This is a genomic window from Embleya sp. NPDC008237 (assembly GCF_042956465.1).
In the GTDB taxonomy this organism is placed as follows: Bacteria; Actinomycetota; Actinomycetes; order Streptomycetales; family Streptomycetaceae; genus Embleya.
Genome location: NZ_JBIBGL010000007.1, coordinates 485,568 through 510,232 on the forward strand (window position 1 = coordinate 485,568; position 24,665 = coordinate 510,232).

Genomic DNA, 24,665 nt, shown 5'->3' on the forward strand with positions numbered 1-24,665 from the left:
CGCGTCACCCGCCGGGTGTGTGCTCCGGCGCCGGGGCGAAGGTCCAGGTGGGGTGTTGTTCGGTGAGGAGGGGGAGGTGGGTGGTCCAGTCGGCGGGGGTGAGGGGTCGGGCCGGGCGTAGGGCGATGGTCTGGGTGTGGTCGATGGAGAAGCCCCAGGAGAAGCCGGCGAGCGGGACGACGTGCGGTTCGATGGTCTCGGCCATCGGGGTCCAGGCCAGAAAGGTGTGGGCGAGCCAGGTCATCGGGGCGCGGGTGTAGCGGGCCGGCGAGTCGAAGAGGGTGGGTGCGACGCCGAAGTAGCAGTACGGGGACCCGCCTTCGGCGAACAGCGGGAAGGGATCCATCTCGAACTCCGCGCCGGCGGAAGCACCGTCGGTGGAGCGCACCAGTTGCACCCAGCCGAACAGCGCGCCGTAGCCGCGGGCCGGATAGGCGATGTGCGCGGTGAGGCACGGGAAGTCGCGGGCCTCGGCGGTCTGTCCGATCGCCGCCGGGTCTTCCACGCGCTCGACGGTCACCTGGATCGAACCGGTTCTGCCTTCGCGTACGAACGGGAACCTCATCCCGTCAACCTGCCCGCACGCCGGGTGGGGGGCAAGGCCGAAAGTGGCCGGCGTGTGGCGGCGGCGCTCGGCGCGCGAGCGCGGTGGTGGTTGTTGTCTCGGCGAGGGAGGGTGGGTCTTCGGTCCGCCGAAACCATTTGGTTGAGTCCGTTGAAGGTCCTTTTGGGTGCATGACTGCCTCAGATCTGCCCGAATTCGGGCAGATTCTTGCTGTCGGTGCCGGGCGGGTCCAGGATCGGGGTGTGGCCGATGGCGAACTGGTGGAGCGGATCGCGGCGACGACCGGACTGGCGCCTGCCGAGGCGGAGCGGATCGTCGAGGACGTGCTGGCCTGGTACCGCGAGCCGGTCGAGGAGTACGTCCGGCGGCGGCACCGGCATCATCGGGTCTACGGCAAGCGCAATGCCCAGATCTACCGCCTGATCGCCGCCGAACTGGACGAACGCCTTGTCGCACCACCGGAGTTGACCGAACGCCAACTGCGCCGCGTCATCTACGGCTGAGCGGATCGGGCCGGCGCGGCCCGGGTGCCGTCGGCGTCGCCGGGAGGTCGGGAGGCCGGGCGAGGTGGCCGGCCGTGCCGGTCGAAGCCATGCCCACCGGGTGCCCGGGAGCCGTCGGGCCACCCGAACATGCCGACCCGCCCGAAACATCACGATCGACCGGGAAACATACCGACCTGCCAGGAGCAAGGAGCGCAGCAACATGTGCGGAATCGTGGGCTACATCGGCGCGCAGCAGGCCGCCCCCATCCTGCTGGAGGGGCTGAGCCGACTGGAGTACCGGGGCTACGACTCGGCCGGCATCGCGGTGCTGGGCGGGCGAGGTGCGGCCAAGGTGTTCCGACGGGTGGGCCGCGTGCATGCGCTGGCCGCGGCCGTGCCGGCCAAGACCTCGGGGCGGGTCGGCATCGGGCACACCCGCTGGGCGACCCACGGCGCGCCCTCGGAGGCCAACGCCCATCCGCACGCGTCGGCGGACGGCCGGATCCAGGTCGTGCACAACGGCATCATCGACAACGCGGCCGCGCTGCGGGCCAGGCTCACGGCCGAGGGTGTCGAGCTTGCCTCGGACACCGACACCGAGGTGCTGGCGCACCTGGTCGCCCGCTCGACGGAGGATACGCTCGAAGCCGCAGTGGTGGCCACGCTCGCACAGGTGACCGGTACGTACGCGATCGCCGTCGTGGACGCGGCCGATCCGGACCGGATCGTGGTGGCCCGCAACGGCTCGCCGCTGGTGATCGGGGTCGGCGAGCGGGAGATGTTCGTCGCGAGCGACGTCTCGGCGCTGGTACGGCACACCAGTTCGGTCGTGCACCTGGAGGACGGCGAACTGGCCACGGTCACGGCGACCGGTTTTCGTACCTTCACCCGGGAGCACCAGGACGTCGCCAAGACGCCCACCACCGTCGACCTCACCGTCGAGGAGCTCGAACTCGCGGGCCACGAGCACTTCATGCACAAGGAGATCCACGAACAGCCGTCCTCGGTACAGCGCATGCTGGGCGGGCGTCTGGACGACCGGTTCGGTTCGGCTCGGCTGGACGGGCTCCGGATGGAGCTGCGCGAGCTGCGCCGGTTTCGTCGGGTGAAGGTGCTCGGATGTGGATCCGCCTACTACGTCGGCCAGTTGGGTGCCGCGCTGATCGAGGACCTGGCCCGGGTGCCGGCCGACGCCGAACCGGCCTCGGAGTTTCGCTATCGCAATCCGGTGATCGAGCCGGACACGCTGTACGTCGCGGTCAGCCAGTCCGGCGAGACCGCCGACACGCTCTTCGCGGTGCGTGAGATCCAGCGCAAGGGCGGTCGGGTGGTCGGCCTGGTCAACGTGGTCGGCTCGTCCATCGCCCGGCAGTGCGACGGCGGCATCTACCTGCACGCGGGGCCGGAGGTCTCGGTGGCCTCGACCAAGGCGCTGACCCACATGTCGGTGGGCTTCGCGCTGCTGGCGCTGGCGCTCGGTCGGGTGCACGACCTGTCGCATGCGGACGGGGCGCGGATCCTGGCCGGCCTCCAGGCGCTGCCCGGTCAGATCGCCGAGATCCTGGCCGACGAGCAGACCGTGGCCGACGCGGGCCGGCGGCTCGCGGACGCGCGCAGCCTGTTCTTCATCGGCCGGGTACGGGGCTATCCGGTCGCGCGGGAGGCGGCGCAGAAATTCAAGGAGATCACCTACCGGCACGCCGAGGCCTACCCCAGCAGCGAACTCAAGCACGGCCCGCTCGCACTGATCGACGCGGACCTGCCGACGGTGGCGATCATCCCGGACGACGACCTGGTCGGCCGCAACCTGGCGGCGGCACACGAGATCCGCGCGCGCGGCGGTCGGCTGACCGTGATCACCCACAAGGGCGTGGACCTGGGCAACCTCGAAGCCGACCGCATCGACGTCCCGCGCAACGAACCCGAACTCGACCCGATCCTCCTCACCATCCCCACCCAACTCCTCGCCTACCACGCGGCCCGCACCCTGGGCGAGGACATCGACCGACCCCGAAACCTCGCCAAGTCGGTGACGGTCGAGTAGCCCGAACGCGGGCCCCCGAATCCGCATCGAGCCCGCCCCCGGAACAACCGGAGGCGGGCTCGCCCCACGCCCGCCGCGCAACTCCCGGCGCGGAATCGCCGGCACACCTCGGGCGCCTGCCCCTCGAGACACCCCACGCACGCCCCAGGCCGCACAGCGCCGCGCACCGCGTCCCGTGCCACGTCGCGCCGCTCCCCGCTCGGCTCCGAGGCGCTCCGCGCACCGCCCACTGCTCCGCCACCGCACCGCCTCGCGCCCGCCCCGCCCCGCGCCGCGCCGCACCCGCCTCCCCGCCTCGGTCGCCCGCCCCGCGAGGTCACCGTGTGGTGATTTGCGTGGATTGAGAGCGTCCCGGGCATGCGTCCTGGGCTGTTGCCCGGGAATCTATCGCGTTACATTGACTGTCGTCAGGATTGGTAGATACTGGCTCCGCGACTCCCGCTGACACCAGGATGAGGTGCGCGCACATGGAGCTGTTTCCTTCTGCTCACGTCGACACGTTCAGTCGTGATCGACTGCCACCGGCCGAGTTGTGGCCCGAACTGCGTTTCGAACTACCGGAATTGCGTTACCCGACCCGGCTCAACTGTGCTCGGGTCCTGTTGGACGACACCGTGGAACGGCTCGGGCCCGACCGGCGGTGCCTGGTCACGCTCGACGACCAGTGGACCTACGGTGACCTGCTGCTTCGGGCCAATCAGGTGGCCCGGGTGCTGACCGAGGATCTCGGTGTGGTGCCGGGCAACCGGGTGCTGCTGCGAGGACCGAACAATCCGTGGCTGGTCGCCTGCTGGTTCGGCGTGCTCAAGGCGGGTGGTGTCGTGGTCACCACGATGCCGCTGCTCCGGGCACACGAGCTGACCACGTTGTGCGAGATCAGCGTGCCCACGGTCGCGCTGTGCGACCACCGGTTCATGGACGAATTGGCGTCGGCCCACGTGCCCGGGTTGACCACCCTCGCCTACGGCGGCGCCGAGCCGACCGACCTGACCAGCCGCTGTGCGGACAAGAGCGGCGAGTTCGAGGCGGTGGACACCGCGTGCGACGACGTCGCGCTGATCGCGTTCACCTCCGGGACCACCGGTCGGCCCAAGGCCACCATGCACTTCCATCGCGACGTGCTGGCCAACTCCGACACCTTCGCCCGGCACATCCTCAAGCCCACTCCGGACGACCTGTTCGCGGGCACCCCGCCGCTCGGGTTCACCTTCGGCCTCGGCGGCCTGGTGGTCTTCCCGCTGCACGTGGGCGCGGCCAGCCTGCTGCTCGAACACGCCACGCCCGAGCGGCTGGCCCGGATCATCGCCGAGTACGGCGTCACCGTGCTGTTCACCGCGCCCACCGCCTACCGGGCGATCATGGGCGCCGGCCTGGCCGACCTGCTCAAGGGCGTCCGGCGGTGTGTGTCGGCGGGTGAGGCGTTGCCCGCGGAGACCTGGCACGACCTGCACGCGGCGACCGGGATCGAGCTGATCGACGGCATCGGCGCGACCGAGTTGTTGCACGTCTTCGTCTCCGCCGCGGACCAGGACATCCGCCCCGGCGCGACCGGCCGCGCGGTACCCGGCTTCGAGGCCGTGGTGCTCGACGCGGACGGCCGGCAGGTGCCGGACGGCACGCCCGGGCAGCTCGCGGTCAAGGGTCCGACCGGTTGCCGCTACCTCGACGACCCGCGGCAGACCAGCTATGTGCGGGACGGCTGGAACATCACCGGCGACACCTACATCCGCGACGCCGACGGCTACCTCTGGTACCAGGCCCGCAGCGACGACATGATCGTCTCGTCCGGCTACAACATCGCCGGCCCCGAGGTGGAACTCGCCCTGGCCGCACACCCGGACGTCGCCGAATGCGGCGTGGTCGGCGCGCCCGACCCCAGGCGCGGCCTGATCGTCAAGGCGTACGTGGTGCTGCGCGAGGGGGTGGCCGCCGACGCGGAGACCGCCACCCGTATCCAGACCTTCGTCAAGCAGGCCATCGCGCCGTACAAGTACCCGCGCGCCGTCGAGTTCGTCGCCGCCCTCCCGCGCACCGGCAACGGCAAGCTGCGGCGCGGCGAACTGCGCGCCTGGGCCCAGACCGGCGCACCGCCGGCGCCGGCCGGCCCGATACCCCCGGCCGCTGCCGCGAACTCCCTTGCCCCGGACGCCTCGTGAAAGGCAACGAGATGCAGGACGCCCGCCCGACCGAGACCGACCGACCCGACCGACCCGACCAACCCGACCCGGCCGACCCGGTCGAGGACTCGGCCGACGCGGCGACGCTGCCGTCCGTGCTGATCGAGCGCCGGGTCGAATGGGTGGACACCGACGCCGCCGGCCACTACCACCACTCGGCCGTACAGCGCTGGGTGGAGGCGGCCGAGGCGGTCCTGCTGCGCCGACTGGGCGTGGCCGACCTGTTCGGCCGGATCCCGCGGGTGCACTACGAGGTGGACTACCGCGAGCGGTTGTGGTTCGGCGAATCCGCGCACACCGCGCTGCGGGTCGTGCGGGTGGGCGCCAGTTCGCTGCACTACGAGTTCGAGGTGCGCGGCACCCAGGGCGTGGCCGCGACCGGTCGCCTGTCCGTCGTGCACTGCCCGCCGGACGCGAAGGGCGCCCTGCCCTGGCCCGACGACATCCGGGCCGCGCTGTCCCGGGGCGGCCCGCAACGGCCGGAGTCGTACGCCTGACCGCACACCGGCACGAGGGCTCGAACGCCGCAACCACGAGCCCTCGACCCGGACCGGATATCGCGCCCTGTTGACGACCGTGGAATTTATTACATACGCTCGGGTAGGCCCGGAACATTGGAGGACGCTGTGCGCATCGCAGTCATCGGTGGCGGGCCGGGTGGGTTGTACTTCGCCGCCCTCGCCAAGCAGCTCTCGCCGGCGGCGGAGATCACCCTGTGGGAGCGCAACGCTCCGGACGACGTGTTCGGCTTCGGCGTGGTCTTCTCCGACGAGACCCTGGACGGCATCGCCCAGGCCGACCCGCAGATCTTCGCCGCGATGTCCGAGGGGTTCGCCCGCTGGACCGACATCGACATCCGCTACGGCGGCAGCACCCTCACCTCCGGCGGGCACGGATTCGCCGCGCTGGGCCGGGAGCGGCTCCTGCGCATCCTCCAGGAGCGGTGCGCCGCGCTGGGCGTGGACCTGCGCTACCGCACCGAGGCCCCGGACGTGACCGAACTCGCGCGCACCCACGACCTGGTGGTCGCCTCGGACGGAGTGCGCTCCACGGTGCGCGAACGCTACGCCGACACGTTCCGGCCGAGCCTGGACGAACGCGGCTGCCGCTACATGTGGCTGGGTACCGACAAGGTCTTCGACGCGTTCACCTTCATCGTGGACAAGCACGACTTCGGCGTGGTGCAGGTGCACGCCTACCCGTTCGACGACCGGCGCAGCACCTTCATCGTCGAACTGGCCGAGGACGCCTGGCGGCGCGGCGGATTCGCCGAGTTCGCCGGCCGCGACCTGCCGCGCGGCGCCAGTGACGACGCGGGCATCGCGCGCTGCGAGGCGCTGCTGGCCGAACACCTGGACGGCCACCGGCTGATCCCGAACAACTCGCGCTGGATCAGGTTCAGCACGGTGCGCAACGCCACCTGGCACCACGAGAACGTGGTGCTGCTCGGCGACGCCGCGCACACCGCGCACTTCTCCATCGGTTCGGGCACCAAGCTGGCGATGGAGGACGCACTGGCGCTGGCCGCGTGCCTGAACGAGCACGCCGGCATCCCGGCCGCGCTCACCGCCTACGAGGCCGAACGCAAGCCGGTGGTGAGCTCCACGCAGCGCGCCGCGCAGGCCAGCCTGGAGTGGTTCGAGAACATCGACCGCGCGGTGGGCCAGGCACCCGAGCAGTTCGCCTTCAACCTGCTCACCCGCAGCCGCCGGGTCACCCACGCCAACCTGCTCGAACGCGACCCCGAGTTCGTCGCCCGAGTGGACGCGGCGTTCACCGCCGGCCGGCCGGACCGGGCGGACGCGGCGCCGATGTTCCAGCCCTTCCGGCTGGGTTCGGTCCGGCTGCGCAACCGGGTGGTGGTGCCGCCGATGGCCACATATGCCGCCCGCGACGGACTCCCGGGCCCGTTCGAGTCCGCGCACCTGGGCGCGCTCGCGCTCGGCGGCGCGAGCCTGGTCTTCGCGGGCATGACGGCCGTACTGCCCAACGGCCGGGCCACCGAGGCCTGCCCGGGCCTGTGGTCGGACGCGCACGAGGCGGCGTGGCGAGACGTGGTCACCCGGGTCAAGGAACAGGCTCCGGACGGACCGCTGCTGGGCATCCAGCTCAGCCACGCCGGGCGCCGCGCGGCGACCACCGTGCCGGACACCGGCGGTCGGAGTGTGCCGCTGGGGGCGAATGGATGGCCCACGGTGGCCGCGTCGGCGGTGCCCTGGGACGAGAACAGCGACTTCCGGCCGCGCGAGGCGGACCGGACGGACCTGGACGCGATCACCGCGGCCTTCGCCGCGGCCGCCGCGCGGGCCGACCGGGCCGGCTTCGACGCGCTCGAACTCCAGTACGGCCACGGCCATCTGCTGTCCGGCTTCCTGTCCCCGCTGACCAACCTGCGCGAGGACGAATACGGCGGCTCGCTCGCCGGGCGGCTGCGCTTCCCGATCGAGGTGCTGTCCGCGGTGCGCGCGGTGTGGCCGACGAACAAGCCGCTGGTGGTGCGGATCTCGGCGAGCGACTGGGCCGAGGGCGGCACCACCGAGGACGACGCGGTCGCGATCGCCCGGGCGTTGGCGGCGGCGGGCGCGGACGCGATAGACGTGTCCTCCGGCGAGGTGGTACCGCAGGAGCGGCCCGCCTACGGGCGCGGCTACCAGACCCCCTTCGCCGACCTGATCCGCAACGCGACCGGCGTGCCGACCATCGCCGTCGGTGCGATCTCCACCTACGACGACGTCAACTCGATCCTGCTGGCGGGCCGCGCCGACCTGTGTGCGGTGGGCCGCGCCCACCTGTACGACCCGATGTGGACGCTGCACGCCGCCGCCGAACAGGGCTACTCCGGGCCCGGCGCGCCCTGGCCGAGCGCATGGCGTCCGGGCAGCCGCAAGCCGCCCGGCGCGGGCAGCGACCGGGTGCCGCCGCGGCTGCACCTGCTGCGCGAGAGCGTCGAAGCGGTGCCGCGGCGCTGGCGGCCGGAGCAACATTCCCCGTTGGTGGCCGCACCCGGCCGGCGCTGACCCGGACCACGAGGAGCCCGATATGGACAATCCCACCCCGCCGATCGTGCTGACCGGCGAACAGCGCGACAACCCGCCCAGGTTCAAGGCCGCGGCCGTGCAGGCCGCGCCGGTCTACCTGGACGCGGCCGCCACCGTGGCCAAGGCGGTCGACCTCATTCGCGAGGCCGCCGCCAACGGCGCCGAGCTGATCGTCTTCCCCGAGGTGTTCGTGCCCGGGTATCCGTACTGGAACTGGACGATGAATCCGGTCCAGGGCTCGCCCTGGTTCGAACGCCTGTACCGCTCCTCGGTCGACGTTCCCGGCCCGCACGTGGAAGCGCTGCGCGCCGCCGCCCGGGCGGCCGGCGCCGTGGTGGTGATCGGCGTCAACGAGCGCGGCCCGCACAGCATGGGCGTGCTCTACAACACCATGCTGACCATCGACGCGGACGGCGAACTGATCGGCGTCCACCGCAAGCTGGTGCCCACCTGGGCGGAGAAGCTGACCTGGACCGGCGGCGACGGCAGCTCGCTGCGCGTGCACCCGACCGGGATCGGCCCGCTCGGCGTGCTCGCCTGTGGCGAGAACACCAACACGCTGGCCCGCTTCACCCTGCTCGCCCAAGGCGAACTCGTGCACGCGGCAAGCTACATCGCACTGCCGGTGGCACCCGCCGACTACGACATGGCGGACGCCATCGCGGTGCGCACCGCCGCGCACAGCTTCGAGGGCAAGGTGTTCTCCGTCGTCGCGTGCTCGACCATCTCGCCCGAGATCGTCGACGCCATCGCCGGCGACGACGCCGAGGTGCGCAAACAGCTCGGCCGCGAACGCAGCGCGCTGTCCGGCATCTTCGGCCCGGACGGCCACCCGGTCACCGAACCGCTGATCGACGACGAGGGCATCGTCTACGCCGACATCGACCTCGCCAAATGCATCCAGCCCAAGCAGATGCACGACATCGTCGGCCACTACAACCGCTTCGACATCTTCCGGCTGAACGTGGACAACCGGCCCCGATCGCCGATCACGTTCAGCCACGAAAACGCCCCCACGCCCGTCGCACCTGCCCCCGAGGAGGAGAAATGACCACCCAGGACGACAACATGCTCGGCCGGGCCCGCGTCTCCGACACCCCGGAACTGAGCGCCTACTACGCCGAGTTGGCCGAACGCGAGGCCGGCGCGCTGTGGACCGTGGCGAACGAGATCGAGCCCTGGTACCCACAGCCCAAGTCGGTACCCACCCTGTGGCGCTACGCCGAACTGCGCCCGCTGGTGCGCAAGGCGCTCGATCTGGTCAAGGCGGACGACGCGGGCCGCCGCGTGGTGATGCTGGTCAACCCCGGCCGCCGGGACGTCAGCGCGGCGGCGGGCCTGCTCTACACCGGACTCCAGATCATGGGGCCGGGCGAGTCGATGACCGCACACCGCCACCAGGCCGCCGCACTGCGATTCGTGCTGGAGGGCACCGGCGCCTGGACCATCGTGGACGGCGAGAAGCTCAAGGTCGGCGCCCGCGATTTCGCGATCACCCCGAACGGGACCTGGCACGAGCACGGCAACGAGTCCGACGACGCGCCGGTGATCTGGCAGGACGGCCTGGACATCCCGCTGGTCAACGCGCTGGACGCGGGCTTCTACGAGGTACACCCCGACGTGTACCAGGTGCCCGGCAAGGTGGTGAACAGCTCGGTCCTCACCTACGGCGGCAACCTGGTGCCCTACGGCACGGAACGGTGGACCCGGCCGTATTCGCCGCTGCTGGCCTGGCCGTGGGAGCCCACCTACCAGGCCCTGCTCGACCTGGCGAAGGCGAGCGAGGGCTCGCCGTACGACGGCGTGATCATGGAGTACACCAACCCCGTCACCGGCGGCTCGGTGATGCCGACGATGAGCGCGCACATCCAACTCCTGCGCGCCGGACAGGCGACCAGGGCCCACCGGCACACCGGCTCGGTCGTCTACACCGCGGCCAAGGGCCACGGCGTCTCGATCGTCGGCGGGCAGCGCTTCGAGTGGCACGAGGGGGACGTCTTCGCGGTCCCGGCCTGGGCCTGGCACGAACACGCCAACCTGGACGCATCCGAGGACGCGGTGCTGTTCTCGTTCAACGACTTCCCGGTGATGCGCTCGCTCGGCTTCCACCGCGAAGAGGCGTACGTCGACAACGACGGACACCAGCCGACCCCGTGATCCCCCGATCGGCGCGCCTGGGCGCCCGATCGTCGATCCAACGATGTGCGACACCCACGACGACCCGGGCGGCGCGACCGCGCCGCCCGGACGCAAGGACAGTGAGGACACCCCCATGCGCCTGGTCACCTACACCGTCGACGGTTCGTCGGCCCGCCTGGGCGCCGAGGACGGCGCCCACGTGATCGACCTCGTGGCACTCGCCGCCGCCTCGGGCACCGAACTCCCCGGCGACCTGCTCTCGTTCATCCGCGCGGGCGCCGAGGCGTTCGACACCGCACGGGACCTGCTGAGCGGCGACCCGGCCGGCCGACCCGCCGACGCCGTGCACGCGAGCGCCGACGTACGGCTGCTGGCGCCGCTGCGGCCCGGGAAGGTCATCGGCATCGGGCTCAACTACGTCGAGCACGTGGCCGAATCCAACCGCACCCTGGACACCGCGAAGGAGCTCCCCGAGCGCCCGGTGCTGTTCGGCAAGCCCGCCACCGCCGTGACCGGCCCCGGCGCACCCATCCTGCACAACGGCAACCTCACCCAGCAGCTCGACTGGGAGTGCGAACTCGCCGTCGTGATCGGCCGGACCGCCTACAAGGTGAGCGAGGCCGACGCGTGGGACCACGTGTTCGGGTACAGCATCATGAACGACATCAGCGCCCGCGACCAGCGCCGCTCCGGGCAGTGGTTCTTCTCCAAGGGCCAGGACTCCTACGCCCCGTTCGGCCCCGCCGTGGTCACCGCCGACGACATCCCGGACGCGCAGGCACTGGACCTGTCGCTGCGGGTCAACGGCGACGTCAAGCAGAAGTCCAACACCCGGCACATGCTCTTCGACATCCCGCGCCTGATCGCCGACATCTCCTCCGGGATGACCCTGGAGCCGGGCGACGTGATCTCCACCGGCTCTCCGTCCGGCGTCGGCGCGGCCCAGGTCCCCCCGCAGTACCTGCGCCCCGGCGACGTGGTCGAGGCGACCGTGGAGCGGATCGGCACCCTGTCCAACCCGGTGATCGACGCCCGCTGACGCGCGGCTCGCCCCCACCCTCGTTTCCGGTATTCAGCAGGAGGACCTCCGTGCGTCAACACCCCTACCGCATCGGCCAGATCGTGCCGAGCTCGAACGTCACGATGGAAACCGAGGTACCCGCGATCCTGCGGGCGCGCGAGACGGTCGCGCCGGAGCGCTTCACGTTCCACTCCAGTCGGATGCGGATGACGCACGTCACCCCCGAGCAACTCAAGGCGATGGACGCCGACTCCGACCGCTGCGCCGTCGAACTCTCCGACGCGCGGGTGGACGTGCTCGGCTACGCGTGCCTCGTGGCGATCATGAGCATGGGCCTGGGCTACCACCGGGTGTCCGAGGAGCGGCTGCACAGCCGGACCGTCGAGAACAACGCACCCGCGCCGGTGGTCACCAGCGCCGGCGCGCTCGTGCACGGGCTGCACACGATCGGCGCGCGCAAGGTCGCCCTGGTCGCGCCGTACATGTTGCCGCTCACCCGCACGGTCGTGGAGTACCTGGGCCACGAGGGCATCGAGGTGCTCGACTTCGAGGCGCTGGAGATCCCGGACAACCTCGACGTGGCCGCGCACGACCCGCTGCGCCTGCCGGGCATCGCCGAGCGGCTCGAATACGCGGACGCGGACGCCGTGGTGTTGTCCGCGTGCGTGCAGATGCCGTCGCTGGCCGCGATCGAGGAGGCCGAGCAGCGACTGGGCAAGCCGGTCGTCTCGGCCGCGGTGTGCACCGTGCACCAGATGTTGCGCGCGCTGGACCTGCCCGCCTTCGCGCCGGGCGCCGGCCACCTGCTGTCCGGGAAGTTCGCGGACGCCCCGGCCGCATCCTCGGGTGCCGCCTCCGCCGGCGCGGGCTCGGCGACGTGACACCTGGCCGGGGCGACCGCGACCCCGTCGTGAAGCTGCCTGCCGGCACGCTGCGCGGTCGCACCGAGGACGGTCTCGCGGTGTTCCGCGGCATCCCGTTCGCGGCCGCCCCGGTCGGCGACCTGCGCCGGCGTCCGGCCCGGCCGCATCCGGGGTGGGACGGCGTGCGGGACGTGGCCGCGTACGGGCCGAGCGCGCCGCGGATCGGGCGGGTCGACGCGGTGCTCGGCGGCCACGGTGCGCCGCCGTTCGACGAGGACTGCCTCACCCTCAACGTCTGGACCCCGGGCCCGGACGACGCCCGCCGCCCGGTCCTGGTCTGGATCCATGGCGGCGCTGGCCGTGCACCCCGAGGGACGCGGTCTCTTCCGGCGCGCGATCCTGCAGAGCCCGCCGTTCGGCGTGACCACGCCCGATCGGGCCCGGTCGCTGCGCACCACGGACGCGCTGCTGGACGTGGCCGGCGTCGCCGACATCGCGCAGCTGCGGGCGCTGCCGTGGGAGCGGCTGGTCGAGGCCACGATCGCGATGTTCGGTGTGCAGGCCCGCTGGGGGCGGTGGCCGCTGCCGTTCCTGCCGCTGATCGACGGCTCGACCATGACCCGGCACCCGCTGGCCGCACTGATCGACGGGGAGGATGATCCGGATCCGGACATCCTGCTCGGCTGGACGGCCGACGAGGCGGGCTTCGCGTTCGGCGCCAACGACATGTACGCGAACGCCACCGCCGAGCAGGTTCGGGCGCGCTTCGCCGAGTCGTTCGGCGCGCGAGCGGGCGAGGCGTACCGGATCTTCGCGGCCGAGCGCCCGGATGCCGACCCGCTCGGGTTGCTGACCGACCTGGCCTCCGACGAGCTGTTCCGACTGCCGGGGGCCGGGGTCGGCGCATCGGGGGCGGTGGGTTCGCGCGCTTCGACCCCTCGCGCCGGGCCGGTGGCCGGCGTGTCGGGGGCGGTCGGTTCGTGCGCGTGGGCCATCGTGGCGGGTCGGGCGATTTGCGCGCTTCGACCAATGATCGTCGCGGTGGAATACTGGCACGCCGTTCCCCCATGGAAGGAGGCCCTGGATGGGCTTCGGGCCCAAGTCCATGGCCACGCTCGGCAAGGCGATCACCGGCCGTGATCTTCCCGCCATGAATTCCGCCGGAGCATCGGGAGCATCCGGGGCACCCCGCATGCGCCGGGCATTCGGGAGCCACAGCCGGGCGGACATTCTCGTCGTGATCGTGGCGATGGCCGTCGACCTGCTGGGCTACGCGGTCACCGTCCGCGGTCCCGGGCCCGGCGAGACGGCGGGCAACATCGCGTTCCTGGTCGTGTCGGCGCTGTGCCTGATCGCGCGTCGGCGCGCTCCGGTCCGGGTGCTGCTGCTGGTACTCGTCCTCCAGGTGGGACTGAACCTGTTCAGCGACATCGGACAACGCTTCGGCTTCGTCTTGGCGGTCGCGCTGTACACCGTCGGGCTGTCCTGCCGGCCCAGGACGGTCGCCGCGGCTGCGGTGCTCACCATGGCCGCACTGACGTCCGGGTACCCCGACGCGGACCTGCCGATCTTCTACAGCCTCAGCGGCGATCTCGTGGCGACCGTGTTGGTCGTGGGCGCGAGCGCGGCGGTGCGGCACTGGCAGGGCCAGGTCGAGGTCAACCGCGAGCTGCTGGCCGAGCGGGCGCTGACCGAGGAGCGCCGGCGGATCGCCCGCGAACTGCACGACATCGTGGCGCACCACATCACCACGATGCATCTGATGTCCGGCGGCGCCCGGGCCAGCCTGGAGCGCGACCTCGACGCCGCGCGCGGCGCGCTGCTCACGCTGGAGGCATCGGGGCGGGTCGCGCTGGACGAGATGCGCCAGCTGCTCGGCGTCCTGCGCAGCGACAAGGATCCGGAAACCGCGCCCTCGGCCCCACAGCCCGGCGTCGAAGACCTCGACCGGCTGATCGCCGAATCCTGCCTGGCCGGCCTGCCGACCGAGCTTCGGGTGATCGGCACGCGCCGCGAGTTGTCGTTGCCGGTCGGCCTCGCGCTGTACCGGATCACCCAGGAGGCGCTCACCAACGCCCGCAAGCACGCCGGCAGCGCGGCCATGGCGCAGGTGCGGCTGGAGTACCTGCCGGATGCGGTCGCCATCGAGATCCGTGACGACGGCGGCAGCGGCAGCGGCAGCGGTGACGGCGGGGGCTACGCGAGGACCGGCGGTGGGCACGGGCTGCTGGGGATGCGCGAGCGGGTGGCGGTGCACGGCGGGTCGTTCGAGGCGGGGCACGTTGCGGGCGGCGGATTCCGGGTCGCGGCGAGCATCCCGGTGGCGGCGGTGGAACCGGTCGTCGAGCCGATTGTGGGGCCGGGCGGTGGGTCGGGTGCGGGGACGGTCGCCGAGCCGGTTGTGGGGGAGGTAGCCGAGCCCGTTGCGCGGTCGGGCGGTGGATCGGCCGGGGAGCAGGTCGGTGGCCCGACGGGGGAGCCGGGGGCGGGGGCCGTGCCCGCCGCGCTCACCCACCTGAGCCCGGTGGAAATCGAGCTGCTGCGCCTGATTGCCGCGGGCAGGGCAGGCGGCGAGATCGCCGAGGCGATGCGGATCGACGGCCCGACGGTCGCGCGGTACGAGAGCGAGCTGCTGGGCAAGCTGGCGCTTCGGGACCGTGCCCAGGCCGTGGTGGTGGCGTACGAATCCGGCCTGGTCCGAGTCGGTCACACCACCGCGACGCGCTGACGCCGAGGGGTTCGCGGTGGTGCCCTCGTGGCGGGGCGCTCGTGGTGCGCCCGTGGCGGGATGCGGGCACTTGTGCGTTCGCACCAAGGGTCGCCCTCGGGTTCGTCGTCACGGCCATGAGCCGGAGCGCCCCGTCGGCGTAGCGTGCCGGTACGCCGCCCGGCCCACTTGCGAAAGAGGTCCCATGACCGCAACCGTCGAACCCGCGTACTGGAATGCCCGCCTCGTCGAGCTGATTGCCGAATTCGACGTCCCGGGTGCGAGCCTGGCGTTTCTGCACGAGGGGGAGGTGCACTCCTTCGCCGCCGGAGTGCTCAACAAGGACACCGGGACACCGGTCTCCACCGACTCGCTGTTCCAGATCGGCTCGGTCTCCAAGGTTTGGACGGCAACCCAGCTGATGCTGCTCGTCGAGCAGGGCCGGCTCACGCTGGACACGCCGGTCGTCGACCTGCTTCCCGAGTTCAAGGTCGTCGACGCCGAGGTGACCAAGACGGTGACCGTGCGGCACCTGCTGACGCACACCTCCGGCATCGACGGCGACCTGTTCACGGACACCGGGCGCGGCGACGACTGTCTGGAGAAGTACCTCACGGCCTGCGCCGAGCTGACCCAGATCCACCCGATCGGGGAGTCGTTCTCGTACTGCAACTCCGGCTTCGTGATCGCCGGGCGGATCATCGAGCGGCTGACCGGCAAGACCTGGGACCAGGCGCTGCGCGAGCAGATATGCGAGCCCCTGGGCCTGACGCACACCTGGACGCTGCCGGAGGACGTGCTGCGCTTCGGCGCGGCCACCGGGCACGTCGAGGACGGCAACCCGACCCCGGTCTGGGGCCTGCCGCGGTCGATGGGGCCCGCCGGGCTGATCTGCGCGCGGGCGAGCGACGTGGTCGAGTTCGGCCGGGCCCACCTGGGCACCGAACTGCTGGCCGCGCCGGGCGAGATGACCGTGCCGCAGGTGCGCCTGCCGAACCCGTACACGCTCGCGCCGGAGTGGGGGATCGGCTGGATCCTCGACGAGTGGTCCGGCCACCGGGTGATCATGCACGCGGGCAACACCATCGGCCAGTCCGCGATGCTCTGGGTCATGCCGGACACCGGCACCGTGGTCTGCCTCCTGGTCAACGGCGGCGACTCCGGTGCGATCCAACGCGCGCTGGGCCGCGAGCTGTTCGCCGCGCTCGCGGACGTCGAGATGCCGGAGCAGCTCGGCCCGCCCGAGACGCCGGTGGACGTGGACGTCACCGGGTACGTCGGGACGTACGAGCGGGTGGGCTGCCTCGCCAAGGTGAGCGTCAACGACGACGGCAAGCTGCACCTGCACATCGAGGTCACCGGCGCGCTGGCCGACATCTCGCCGGACATGCACTGGGACCTGGTACCCGTCGACGCGACCACGTTCGTGGGCCGCCGCGAGGGCAGCCCGCTGTGGGACAACGTGGTCTTCTACGAACTCGCGGACGGCTCCCGGTACATCCACATGGGCGTACGCGCCACCCCGAAGACGGCCTGATCCCCTACTTCGCCGGCCACCGCGCGGGTCACGCCCGCGCGGTGGCTCGGACGAAGCGGGCCCGGGGGCGCGGTGCACGGCGAAGGCGTCTTCCCGCCGTTCGGCCCGGGTGCACGACCCGGCGGTGGGCCGGCACATCCACCGGGTGGCCCGGGAGCAGGGGCGGGGCCGCCGAGATCCCGGCCTTCCTCCCCGTACCGGCCCGCCGACGAGGCGGTGGCGCCGCACCGGGACCCGAGCGGCGCCACCCGACGCGGTGACGGCCCGCCGGGTGGTGCGGGTGCGGGTCCGGGCTTACGGTCGAACGAGTGGGCGGGATCACCGCCCGGGTGGGCGGCCCGCCGCCCCTCCCGCCGGACGGCGCCGCAGGGACGCGGCCCCGGCAGCGCAGGACCGCAGGACCCATCATGGCGAAACCGTACGCGTCACCCTCGCAGACCGCCGCGGCCTCCCAGCGAAGCGGCGGCAGTGGCGCCGCGCTCGCGGTGATCGCCTCGTGTCAGTTGATGGTGGTCCTGGACATCACCATCGTGAACATCGCCCTGCCGCACATCCAGCGCTCGTTGGAGTTCTCCACCACCAGCCTGTCCTGGGTGCTCAACGCCTACACGCTCACCTTCGGCGGCCTGCTGCTGCTCGGTGGGCGCGCCGGCGACATCCTGGGCCGGCGGCGGGTGTTCGTCTTCGGCGTGTTGTTGTTCGCCCTCGCCTCGCTGCTCGGCGGATTCGCGCAAAGCGCCCCGCAACTGCTGGCCGCCCGAGCGATCCAGGGGGTCGGCGGCGCGATCGCCTCGCCCACCGCGCTCGCGCTGATCACGACCACCTTCGCCGAGGGCCCGGCCCGTAACCGGGCCTTCGGCGTGTTCGCCGCGGTCTCCGCAGGCGGTGGCGCGATCGGATTGCTGGCCGGCGGAATCCTGGTCGAGTGGCTGGACTGGCGGTGGGTGTTCTTCGTCAACGTGCCGATCGGCGTCCTCATCGCCCTGGCCACCCCGCGCTACATCCGCGAGTCCGAGCGACATCCGGGCCACTTCGACCTGCTCGGCGCACTCACCTCCACGCTCGGGATCAGTTCGCTCGTCTACGGCTTCATCCGCGCCGCGCAGGAGGGCTGGCGGGACGCCCTGACACTGGCCGCGTTCGGGGCGGCCGTGGTGCTGCTCGCGCTGTTCCTCGTGATCGAACGCAACTCCCGGCAGCCGATCACTCCGCTGGCGATGTTCGCCGACCGCAACCGGGCGGGCGCCTACGGCATGATGTTGTGCCTGGCCGCGGCGATCTTCGGGATGTTCTTCTTCCTGACCCTGTTCGTGCAGGACATCCTGGGCTTCAGCCCGCTGCGGGCCGGTCTCGCGTTCCTGCCGATCAGCGCGGTGATCGCGGTGGGCGCGGGCGTCACCTCGCAACTGTTGCCGCGTTTCGGACCCAAACCGTTCATGGTCGGCGGCGCGCTCCTGGCGGCGGCCGGACTCGCCTGGCTCACCCGTACCGACATCCACAGCACCTACGCCGGGAGCATCCTGGGGCCGACGCTGGTGTTCGGTGTGGGCATGGGCATGCAGTTCGTGTCACTGACACTGATGGCGGTGTCCGGGGTCGCCGCCCGGGACTCGGGTGCGGCGTCCGGCCTGCTGAACGCGATGCAGCAGGTGGGCGGATCGCTCGGACTGTCCATCCTGGTCACCGTCTTCGGCACGGCGAACCGCAACGAGGCCAAGGAACAGGTGCCCGACTTCCTCGCGCAGGCGAGCCCGGCCGAGCGGGCGAACTTCGAGCGCACGGGCGAACTGCCCGCCCCGTGGAGTCACCAGGTGCTGACCACGGGCATCTCCGCGGCCTTCGTGGTGGCCGCGATCTTCGCGGTGATCGCCGCGGTGGTCGCCCTGTTCGTCATCCAGGTGCGTGCCTCGGACCTGGAGAGACTGCGCGGCGGAGGCCCCGGGCCGACCGGGTGATCAGCCGCCGATGACGACGGATTCGACGCCCTCGTGGTCGGTGGTGCGCTCGTCTCCGGCACCCGGGGGGATGCGGTGCGCGTGGGCGGCTTCGCCGCATCCCCCGGGGCAGGCACGGGCGTGCCGGGCGCCTATGCGGCGGACTTCAGCCAGTCCTCGTAGGTGATCTCGCCGAGGACGGCACCGTCACCCGGTACGAGCGTCGACTCGTCGGGTACGGCCCCGAAGTAGTGCGCAAGCGGGTCGGTGACCACCTCGCGCGGATCGCCCCAGGTCGCCAGCGCCTTCCGGAAGAACTCGTCCATCCGGTACCGCGTGGGGCCGGCGATCTCGATCATCGTGTTCAGCGGCGTGCCGACCGCGATCCTGCCCACGTTCCGCGCGACATCGTCGCCCGCGATCGGCTGGAAGGCCACCGGGGCGATGTGCACCTCGTTGCCGGTCGTCGCCTCGTCGGCGATCCGCCGGGCGAACTCGTGGAACTGCGTCGCGTGCACGATCGAGAACGGGATCGACGATTCCCTGATCAGCTGCTCCTGGGCGATCTTCGCCCGGAAGTAGCCGATGTCGGGGCGCCGGTCGCTGCCCACCACCGACAGTGCGATGTGGTGGCCCACGCCGGCCTCCTTCCCGGCTGCCAGCAGGTTGCGGGTGGAGGTGGTGAAGAACTCCAGTACCGCGGCGTCCTCGAAGGACGGGGAGTTCGACACGTCGACGACCACGGACGCGCCCGTCAGAACCTCGGCCAGCCCCTTGCCGGTAAGTGTGTCGACGCCGGTGTTCGGCGCTGCCGCGACCGCCTCGTGTCCGTGCTCGCCCAGCTTCGTCACGAGCTTCGAGCCGATCAGGCCGGTCCCTCCGATGACCACGATCTTCATGCCAGGCCCTCCTGTTTGCCGGGACTTCGTCCGCGCCCGGTCGTCAGCTAAGACCGGACACCCCGAGCGGCTGTGACAACCCCGCCGAAAAAACTCGTGCCGCGGATCTCGGACGCCGTGTCACAAGCGGGCGCCCTGCCCTGTCTTGTCGGCAGAAGGACTCACGAGCCCGAAGGAGCGAGTCCGTGCCACCAGCAGTCGGCGAGTACCGGATCCGGATCCGGATGACCGCGCGCGCGATCGACGAACAACACCGCACCGCGAGCCCGCTCGAACTGCTCTTCGATCTCACCTTCGTGGTGGCGGTCTCCGCGGTCGCCGCCCAGTTCGCGCACCACGTCGCGGACGGGCATGCCCTGAGCGGGCTCGTCCCGTTCCTCCAGGTGTTCTTCGCCGTGTGGTGGGCGTGGATGAACTTCACCTGGTTCGCCTCGTCGTACGACACCGACGACGTCGCCTACCGGCTGCTGACGATGGTGCAGATGGCGGGTGTGCTGGTTCTCGCCGCCGGGGTGCCGGCCACCGCGAACGACTCCGACTACCGGCTCATCACCGTCGGTTACCTCGTCATGCGTGTCGCGCTCGTCGCGCAATGGCTGCGGGCCGCCGTCCAGCACCCGGCGGGCCGGCATACCGCCCTGCGTTACGCGGCGGGCATCACGCTCCTGGAGGCGGGCTGGATCCTGCGTCTGCTCCTGGCGGAAACGCACGCGCTGCCGGACCCGGCCCAACTCCCGTCCTTCCTGGTCCTGGCCGGTCTGGAACTCTCGGTGCCCCGGTGGGCGGAACGCACCGGCCCCACCACCTGGCATCCGCACCACATCGCGGAACGCTACGGCCTGTTCACGCTCATCCTCTTCGGCGAAAGCGTGCTCGCCGTGTCCAAGGGAGTGCGGGCGGCACTCGACGCCGAGCTCGGCGGCTCGCTCGTCGTCATCGCGGGCTCCGGCCTCGTCCTGCTGTTCGCCCTGTGGTGGCTGTACTTCCTTTCCGGCGGGGGAGGGGCTCAGCGGCCGTCGGCACGTCTCCTACCTGTGGGGATACGGCCACTACGGCGTCTTCGCGGGCCTCGCGGCCCTGGGCGCCGGCCTGGAGGTCGCGGTCGAACAGACCGGACCCGACCTCGCGGTCGCACCGCTCGCGGTCTGCTACGCCGTGGCCGTTCCGACCGCCGTCTTCATCGTGCTGCTGTGGCTGATCCACATACCCGTCCTGGACCGGCACGTGATCCGCCCCCGCGCGGTGCTGTGCGCGGTCGGGGCCGTCCTGCTCCTGCCGGCGGTGGCTTCGCACATCGGGGTCGCCGCCGTGGTCGCCGCGCTCGCGGGCACAGCCGTCCTCCTGGTCGTCATCACCTTCCCCGCCGCGTCCCGGCACCACTGAACGCCCACCTGGGCCGGCGCGACGACACCCCCGAGCCCCTCGACGGATCGGGCGAACGAACAGCCGGTTGGCGGGTCCCGTGGCCGTGCGGCCCGCTCAGTCCCGTCCGGTGTACAGGCGCAGCGTGATCGGGCCGGCGGCGAGGGCGATGACGGCGGTCGCGGTGAGCGCTCCGGCACGGCGGCGTTCGCGACCCTCGGGGAGCAGCACGTCGATCGGGTCGACTCCCGATGCGGTGGGCGTCGTTGCGGTGGCGGGGGTGCTCATGTGTACGCGTCCTCGTGGTCGGCGGTGGCCGGATCCGCCGTACGGCCGGTCAGTGCGAGGAAGGCCTCGTCCAGGCTGGGGCGGCCGAGGGAGAAGTCGGCGATCCCGACCCCGGCGTCGGCGAGCCGGGTCATGGCGTGCCCGACCCGGCGGCCCACGTCGGTTGCGCCGGCAGTCCCGGTCGGGGTGGCGAGCAGCATGGACAACGCCAGTGGGTCGGCGGCGAGTCGGACCGTCCCCGCCAACGCCTCGGCCAGTACCCGCCGTGCCGTCGGGTGCTGTTCGCCGTCGAGGAGCCGCAGGTGCAGGGTGTCCGCGCCGACGCGCGCCTTGAGTTCGGCGCTGGTGCCCTCGGCGACGATCCGCCCGTGGTCGACGACCGCGATCCGCTCGGCGAGCCGGTCGGCCTCCTCGAGGTATTGGGTGGTGAGCAGCACGGTCGTTCCGGCGGCGGCGACCCGCTGGACCAGCTCCCACACCCGGTTGCGGCTGCGCGGGTCCAGACCGGTGGTCGGCTCGTCCAGGAACAGCAGGTCGGGAGTGGTGATCAGGCCCGCGGCGATGTCGAGCCGGCGGCGCGTGCCGCCCGAATAGCCGCCCACCGGCCGGGCGGCCGGACCGGTCAGGTCGAACGCCGCCGGCAGGTCGTCGGCGCGCTTGCGGCCCGCGGTTCGCGACAAGCCGTGGAGTCGGCCGAGGACCAGCAGGTTCTCGTACCCGGTCAAGTCCTCGTCGAGGGAGGCGAACTGGCTGGTCACCGCGACCCGGGCGCGGATGGCGTTCGTCTCGGTGCGTACGTCGTGGCCGAGAACGCGGGCGGTGCCGCCGTCCGGTCGGGTCAGTGTGGCCAGGATGCGGATCGTGGTGGTCTTGCCGGCGCCATTGGGGCCGAGGAACCCGAAGACCTGGCCGCGCGGGATCGTGAGGTCGATCCCGTCCAGTGCCCGGTGTGTTCCGTAGAGCTTGACCAGGCCCCGCGCCTCGATCGCCGGATGATGCCCGCCCCGTAAGCCACTTCGACCGAAGCTGCTGCGCTGCTCGCACGGGATGCAGCGTGGTGGCTCAGCCGCCGAGCGAGTCGGTCACCAGTTTGAGGACGGTGTCGGTCAGGGCGCAGGTGTCCAGCGTGGCGCTGCCCTTGTTCGACTCCTGGCTGACGTCCACGCTGATGAGTTGGGCGTCCCACGCCGTGGCGGATGTCTCGCGGACGTAGGTCAGCGACGCGATGCAGAACGATGTCCTTTTGGCGTCGGACAGTTCGATGCCGTTCATGCCGCGCACCGTGATCGGCTTGGAGTCCGAGGCCACCTGCTCGGCGTCGCGCTTGTAGGTGATCGCGACGGTGTAGGTCGAGTCGCCGTTCACCAGATCGACCGAGCAGCGGTAGGGCAGGTTGCGGCTGATGCCCTGGTACGTCCAGCCCTGGACTTTGGGCGCCGACGCGTCGATCGAGTTGCACGGGTCCTTGCCGATGAGTGTGTGTCCGGTCGGGGCCGTCGCGCGCGGCGCCAGTTTGGTGACCTTCGGGGCGATGAGGACCGCGTACGACTTGGCCGTCGCGCAACCCTCGGCCCACGGTGCCTGGTCCGATCCCTTGTTGGGGTAGTGCTGGTTGACTTGCACCGCCGCCCCGAACCCGGTGTCCCCGAAGGGGAGGGTGACCGTGCAGGTGTTGGCCGACGCGGACGCCTGCTCCTGGAAGAGTGCGACGCCGTCCACCGGGACGGCGGTCAGCTTGGCGCGTTCCTCGGCGGTGAGCGGGACGCCCAACTCGACCCGGAACCGCACACTGAGGTCGGTCGCACCGCCGTTGCTCGCCACGATCTGGCACTCGGTGAACTTCTGGGCCTGGCGTGTCGTCTCGACGACGACCGAGCCGAAACGCTTCGGGAACTCACGGTCGAGCATCGCGCAGGGGTCCGTCGCCCGGATCTGCGACATGAGCGGGACGGTCGCCTCGCGGGTCTCGGCTTCCGCGGAGGTGGCGGGGACCGCGTCGGCTCTCGTCCCGGATCCGCCGGCGGGTGAGGCAGGGGGTGCGGTCGAGTTCCTTTTCGCGTTCGGGTCGGCACCGGGGGTCGTACTCGAGCCCAACGGACTGCCTGCGGTGCCCTTGCCTTTGCTCCCCGAGTCGTCGCCGTCCGCCCACTGGATGGGGAGAACAATCGCAAGTGCCGTCGCGGCAACGGCCGCGACAGCGCCGATCACGAACTTGCGGCGCGGGGCTGCCGGCTTCTCGGGTGCGGGCGCCGGTGCGGGCGGCGAGCCGGGCAAGACAGGGGCAGGGAGCATCATCGGAGGCATGCGCGGAGGGGCCGGGATACCGCCAGGGACACCATCCCCGGCCCTGCCGTCGGTCCCGAGGGCAGCGAGGCGTTCACGTACCTCCACCGCGCTCTGCGGCCGGTCCTCGGGCGCCTTGGCCAGCAACGCGAGAATCAGCTGCCGCAAGTCCTCCGGCAGCCCCCGACGTTCCGGACCCGGTGGACTGGGCAGCGCGGTCAAGTGCTGCATGGCGATGCCGTACATGGACTCGGCGTGGAACGGCGGCCGCCCGTCGACCAGGGCGTACAGCAGGCAGCCCAGTGAGTACAGGTCGCTGCGGTGGTCCGCCTTCTCGCCGCGCGCCTGCTCCGGGGACATGTAGTGCGGGGTGCCCAGGATCGCGCCGGTAACCGTCATCGGCGTGTGCCCGGCGTCCGGTTCGACGATTCGGGCGATGCCGAAGTCGAGTACCTTGACCGACCCGTCGGTACACAGGAAGACGTTGGCGGGTTTGATGTCGCGGTGGACCACACCGCGCGCGTGCGCGTGCTCGAGCGCGATGCACACCGCGCCGCCCCAGGCCACCACGTCGGCGACCGGCACCGGAACTCCGGTCATGAGACGGGCATTCAGCGCGGTGCCGGCGAGCAGTTCCATCACCAGGTAGGGCGTCATCCGCCCGCCGACCTCGGCCCGCCCGAAATCGTGCACGGTCACGATCGCCGGGCTGCCCAGCGCACCCACGATGCGCGCCTCGCGCTCGAAGCGGTCGGGCGCGCCGCCGGGGTTCGCGGCGTACGACAACAGCTTGACCGCGACATCCCGCCCGATGCGCTCGTCGCGGCAACGCCACACATCGCCCATCCCACCGCTGCCGATACACGCGACGCAGCGGTAGCGGCCGTCGAGGAGCAGACCTTCCACGGTGAATCCCCCGGTAGTGGTTCGAGCGCCCATCGCGGCCGCGCCGCGATCAGGGTACGGGCACCGCGGGAAGCTCCCTCAGCCTGGGGCGCAACGCCTCCACAGCCCACGCCCGCCGCGAATCCCGCGGTCTCCACCTCGGTCGATCCCACGCGGACCGGCGACTCGATCGACGACGCCCCGGCGGTCGCCGAGTATCACGAACCGGGAGGCGATCGACAGACACAGACCCCGTCAACGACGAACGCCCGCCTCGGCCGAAGCCAAGCACGGGTGCCGATCGACGCAGCCCCGAAACCAACGATCGTGGGGCAATGATGTGTGGGCCGTTCACGAGTGAGGCTGACGTGCGAGAATGGGTCGAACTGATGCTCGGTTTCCCGTGTGTTCAGTGATCGCTTCCCGCCGGCCGTGAGC

19 protein-coding genes and 2 pseudogenes are annotated in these 24,665 nt (G+C 71.5%); 16 read left to right on the plus strand and 5 right to left on the minus strand.

Annotation, left to right across the window (positions count from 1 at the left end; translation table 11 throughout):
• Positions 1-4 precede the first annotated feature (4 nt).
• Entirely contained in the window at positions 5-565 is a 561-nt protein-coding gene (locus ACFZBU_RS20940) for a hypothetical protein (protein WP_391585121.1), read from the minus strand.
• Between the two features lie 170 nt (positions 566-735).
• Between ACFZBU_RS20940 and ACFZBU_RS20945 the strand changes: the two genes are divergently transcribed.
• The 14 genes and pseudogenes from ACFZBU_RS20945 (at position 736) to ACFZBU_RS21010 (ending at position 18,531) form a co-directional block, all read left to right on the plus strand.
• Entirely contained in the window at positions 736-1,068 is a 333-nt protein-coding gene (locus tag ACFZBU_RS20945) for a hypothetical protein (RefSeq protein WP_391585122.1), read from the plus strand.
• A gap of 202 nt (positions 1,069-1,270) precedes the next feature.
• Positions 1,271-3,094 carry a glutamine--fructose-6-phosphate transaminase (isomerizing) gene (gene glmS, locus ACFZBU_RS20950; protein WP_391585123.1) on the plus strand — a complete coding sequence of 608 codons (1,824 nt, stop codon included), beginning with the start codon at positions 1,271-1,273 and terminating at the stop codon, positions 3,092-3,094.
• Positions 3,095-3,561: 467 nt separating this feature from the next.
• Entirely contained in the window at positions 3,562-5,250 is a 1,689-nt protein-coding gene (locus ACFZBU_RS20955; protein ID WP_391585124.1) for an AMP-binding protein, read from the plus strand.
• Positions 5,247-5,768, plus strand: a complete 522-nt coding sequence (locus ACFZBU_RS20960; RefSeq protein ID WP_391585125.1) for an acyl-CoA thioesterase — start codon at positions 5,247-5,249, stop codon at positions 5,766-5,768. The genes ACFZBU_RS20955 and ACFZBU_RS20960 overlap by 4 nt, the downstream gene beginning before the upstream one ends.
• A 129-nt stretch (positions 5,769-5,897) precedes the next feature.
• Complete coding sequence (locus tag ACFZBU_RS20965; RefSeq protein WP_391585126.1) at positions 5,898-8,288, plus strand: FAD-dependent monooxygenase; 2,391 nt, start codon at positions 5,898-5,900, stop codon at positions 8,286-8,288.
• 22 nt (positions 8,289-8,310) lie between these two features.
• The gene (locus tag ACFZBU_RS20970) at positions 8,311-9,360 is read left to right on the plus strand and encodes a carbon-nitrogen hydrolase family protein (protein WP_391585127.1); all 1,050 of its coding nucleotides are present in this window, start codon (positions 8,311-8,313) and stop codon (positions 9,358-9,360) included.
• Complete coding sequence (locus tag ACFZBU_RS20975) at positions 9,357-10,466, plus strand: cupin domain-containing protein (protein ID WP_391585128.1); 1,110 nt, start codon at positions 9,357-9,359, stop codon at positions 10,464-10,466. Before ACFZBU_RS20970 ends, ACFZBU_RS20975 begins: the two co-directional genes overlap by 4 nt.
• 43 nt (positions 10,467-10,509) lie before the next feature.
• On the plus strand, positions 10,510-11,487 hold the full coding sequence (locus tag ACFZBU_RS20980; RefSeq protein WP_391585129.1) for a fumarylacetoacetate hydrolase family protein: 978 nt from the start codon (positions 10,510-10,512) through the stop codon (positions 11,485-11,487).
• A 50-nt stretch (positions 11,488-11,537) separates the two neighbouring features.
• The gene (locus tag ACFZBU_RS20985; RefSeq protein ID WP_391585130.1) at positions 11,538-12,350 is read left to right on the plus strand and encodes an Asp/Glu racemase; all 813 of its coding nucleotides are present in this window, start codon (positions 11,538-11,540) and stop codon (positions 12,348-12,350) included.
• 29 nt (positions 12,351-12,379) lie between these two features.
• Positions 12,380-12,662: pseudogene (locus ACFZBU_RS20990) on the plus strand (carboxylesterase family protein); the annotation flags it as partial.
• Between the two features lie 15 nt (positions 12,663-12,677).
• A complete protein-coding gene (locus ACFZBU_RS20995) occupies positions 12,678-13,472 on the plus strand; it encodes a carboxylesterase family protein (RefSeq protein ID WP_391585131.1) in 795 nt (264 codons plus the stop codon).
• On the plus strand, positions 13,417-15,060 hold the full coding sequence (locus ACFZBU_RS21000; protein ID WP_391585132.1) for a hybrid sensor histidine kinase/response regulator transcription factor: 1,644 nt from the start codon (positions 13,417-13,419) through the stop codon (positions 15,058-15,060). Before ACFZBU_RS20995 ends, ACFZBU_RS21000 begins: the two co-directional genes overlap by 56 nt.
• Before the next feature lie 184 nt (positions 15,061-15,244).
• Complete coding sequence (locus ACFZBU_RS21005; protein WP_391585133.1) at positions 15,245-16,576, plus strand: serine hydrolase domain-containing protein; 1,332 nt, start codon at positions 15,245-15,247, stop codon at positions 16,574-16,576.
• A 407-nt stretch (positions 16,577-16,983) separates the two neighbouring features.
• Entirely contained in the window at positions 16,984-18,531 is a 1,548-nt protein-coding gene (locus tag ACFZBU_RS21010; protein WP_391585134.1) for an MFS transporter, read from the plus strand.
• A 131-nt stretch (positions 18,532-18,662) separates the two neighbouring features.
• Here ACFZBU_RS21010 and ACFZBU_RS21015 read toward each other — a convergent pair whose 3' ends face one another.
• Positions 18,663-19,409, minus strand: coding sequence for an SDR family oxidoreductase (locus ACFZBU_RS21015; protein WP_391585135.1), 747 nt, complete (start codon positions 19,407-19,409; stop codon positions 18,663-18,665).
• 224 nt (positions 19,410-19,633) lie between these two features.
• Here ACFZBU_RS21015 and ACFZBU_RS21020 point away from each other — a divergent pair.
• Positions 19,634-20,353: pseudogene (locus ACFZBU_RS21020) on the plus strand (low temperature requirement protein A); the annotation flags it as partial.
• Positions 20,354-20,486: 133 nt separating this feature from the next.
• Entirely contained in the window at positions 20,487-20,792 is a 306-nt protein-coding gene (locus tag ACFZBU_RS21025; RefSeq protein WP_391585151.1) for a hypothetical protein, read from the plus strand.
• A 96-nt stretch (positions 20,793-20,888) separates the two neighbouring features.
• On the opposite strand, the gene ACFZBU_RS21030 is transcribed toward ACFZBU_RS21025, so the two are convergent.
• The 3 genes from ACFZBU_RS21030 to ACFZBU_RS21040 are packed head-to-tail and all read right to left on the minus strand — an operon-like array spanning position 20,889 to position 24,248.
• Positions 20,889-21,059, minus strand: coding sequence for a hypothetical protein (locus tag ACFZBU_RS21030; RefSeq protein ID WP_391585136.1), 171 nt, complete (start codon positions 21,057-21,059; stop codon positions 20,889-20,891).
• Positions 21,056-22,108 (minus strand): ATP-binding cassette domain-containing protein, encoded by a 1,053-nt coding sequence (locus ACFZBU_RS21035; RefSeq protein ID WP_391585152.1) that lies wholly within the window; start codon positions 22,106-22,108, stop codon positions 21,056-21,058. Before ACFZBU_RS21035 ends, ACFZBU_RS21030 begins: the two co-directional genes overlap by 4 nt.
• 13 nt (positions 22,109-22,121) lie before the next feature.
• The gene (locus ACFZBU_RS21040; protein ID WP_391585137.1) at positions 22,122-24,248 is read right to left on the minus strand and encodes a protein kinase; all 2,127 of its coding nucleotides are present in this window, start codon (positions 24,246-24,248) and stop codon (positions 22,122-22,124) included.
• Positions 24,249-24,665: the final 417 nt, after the last annotated feature.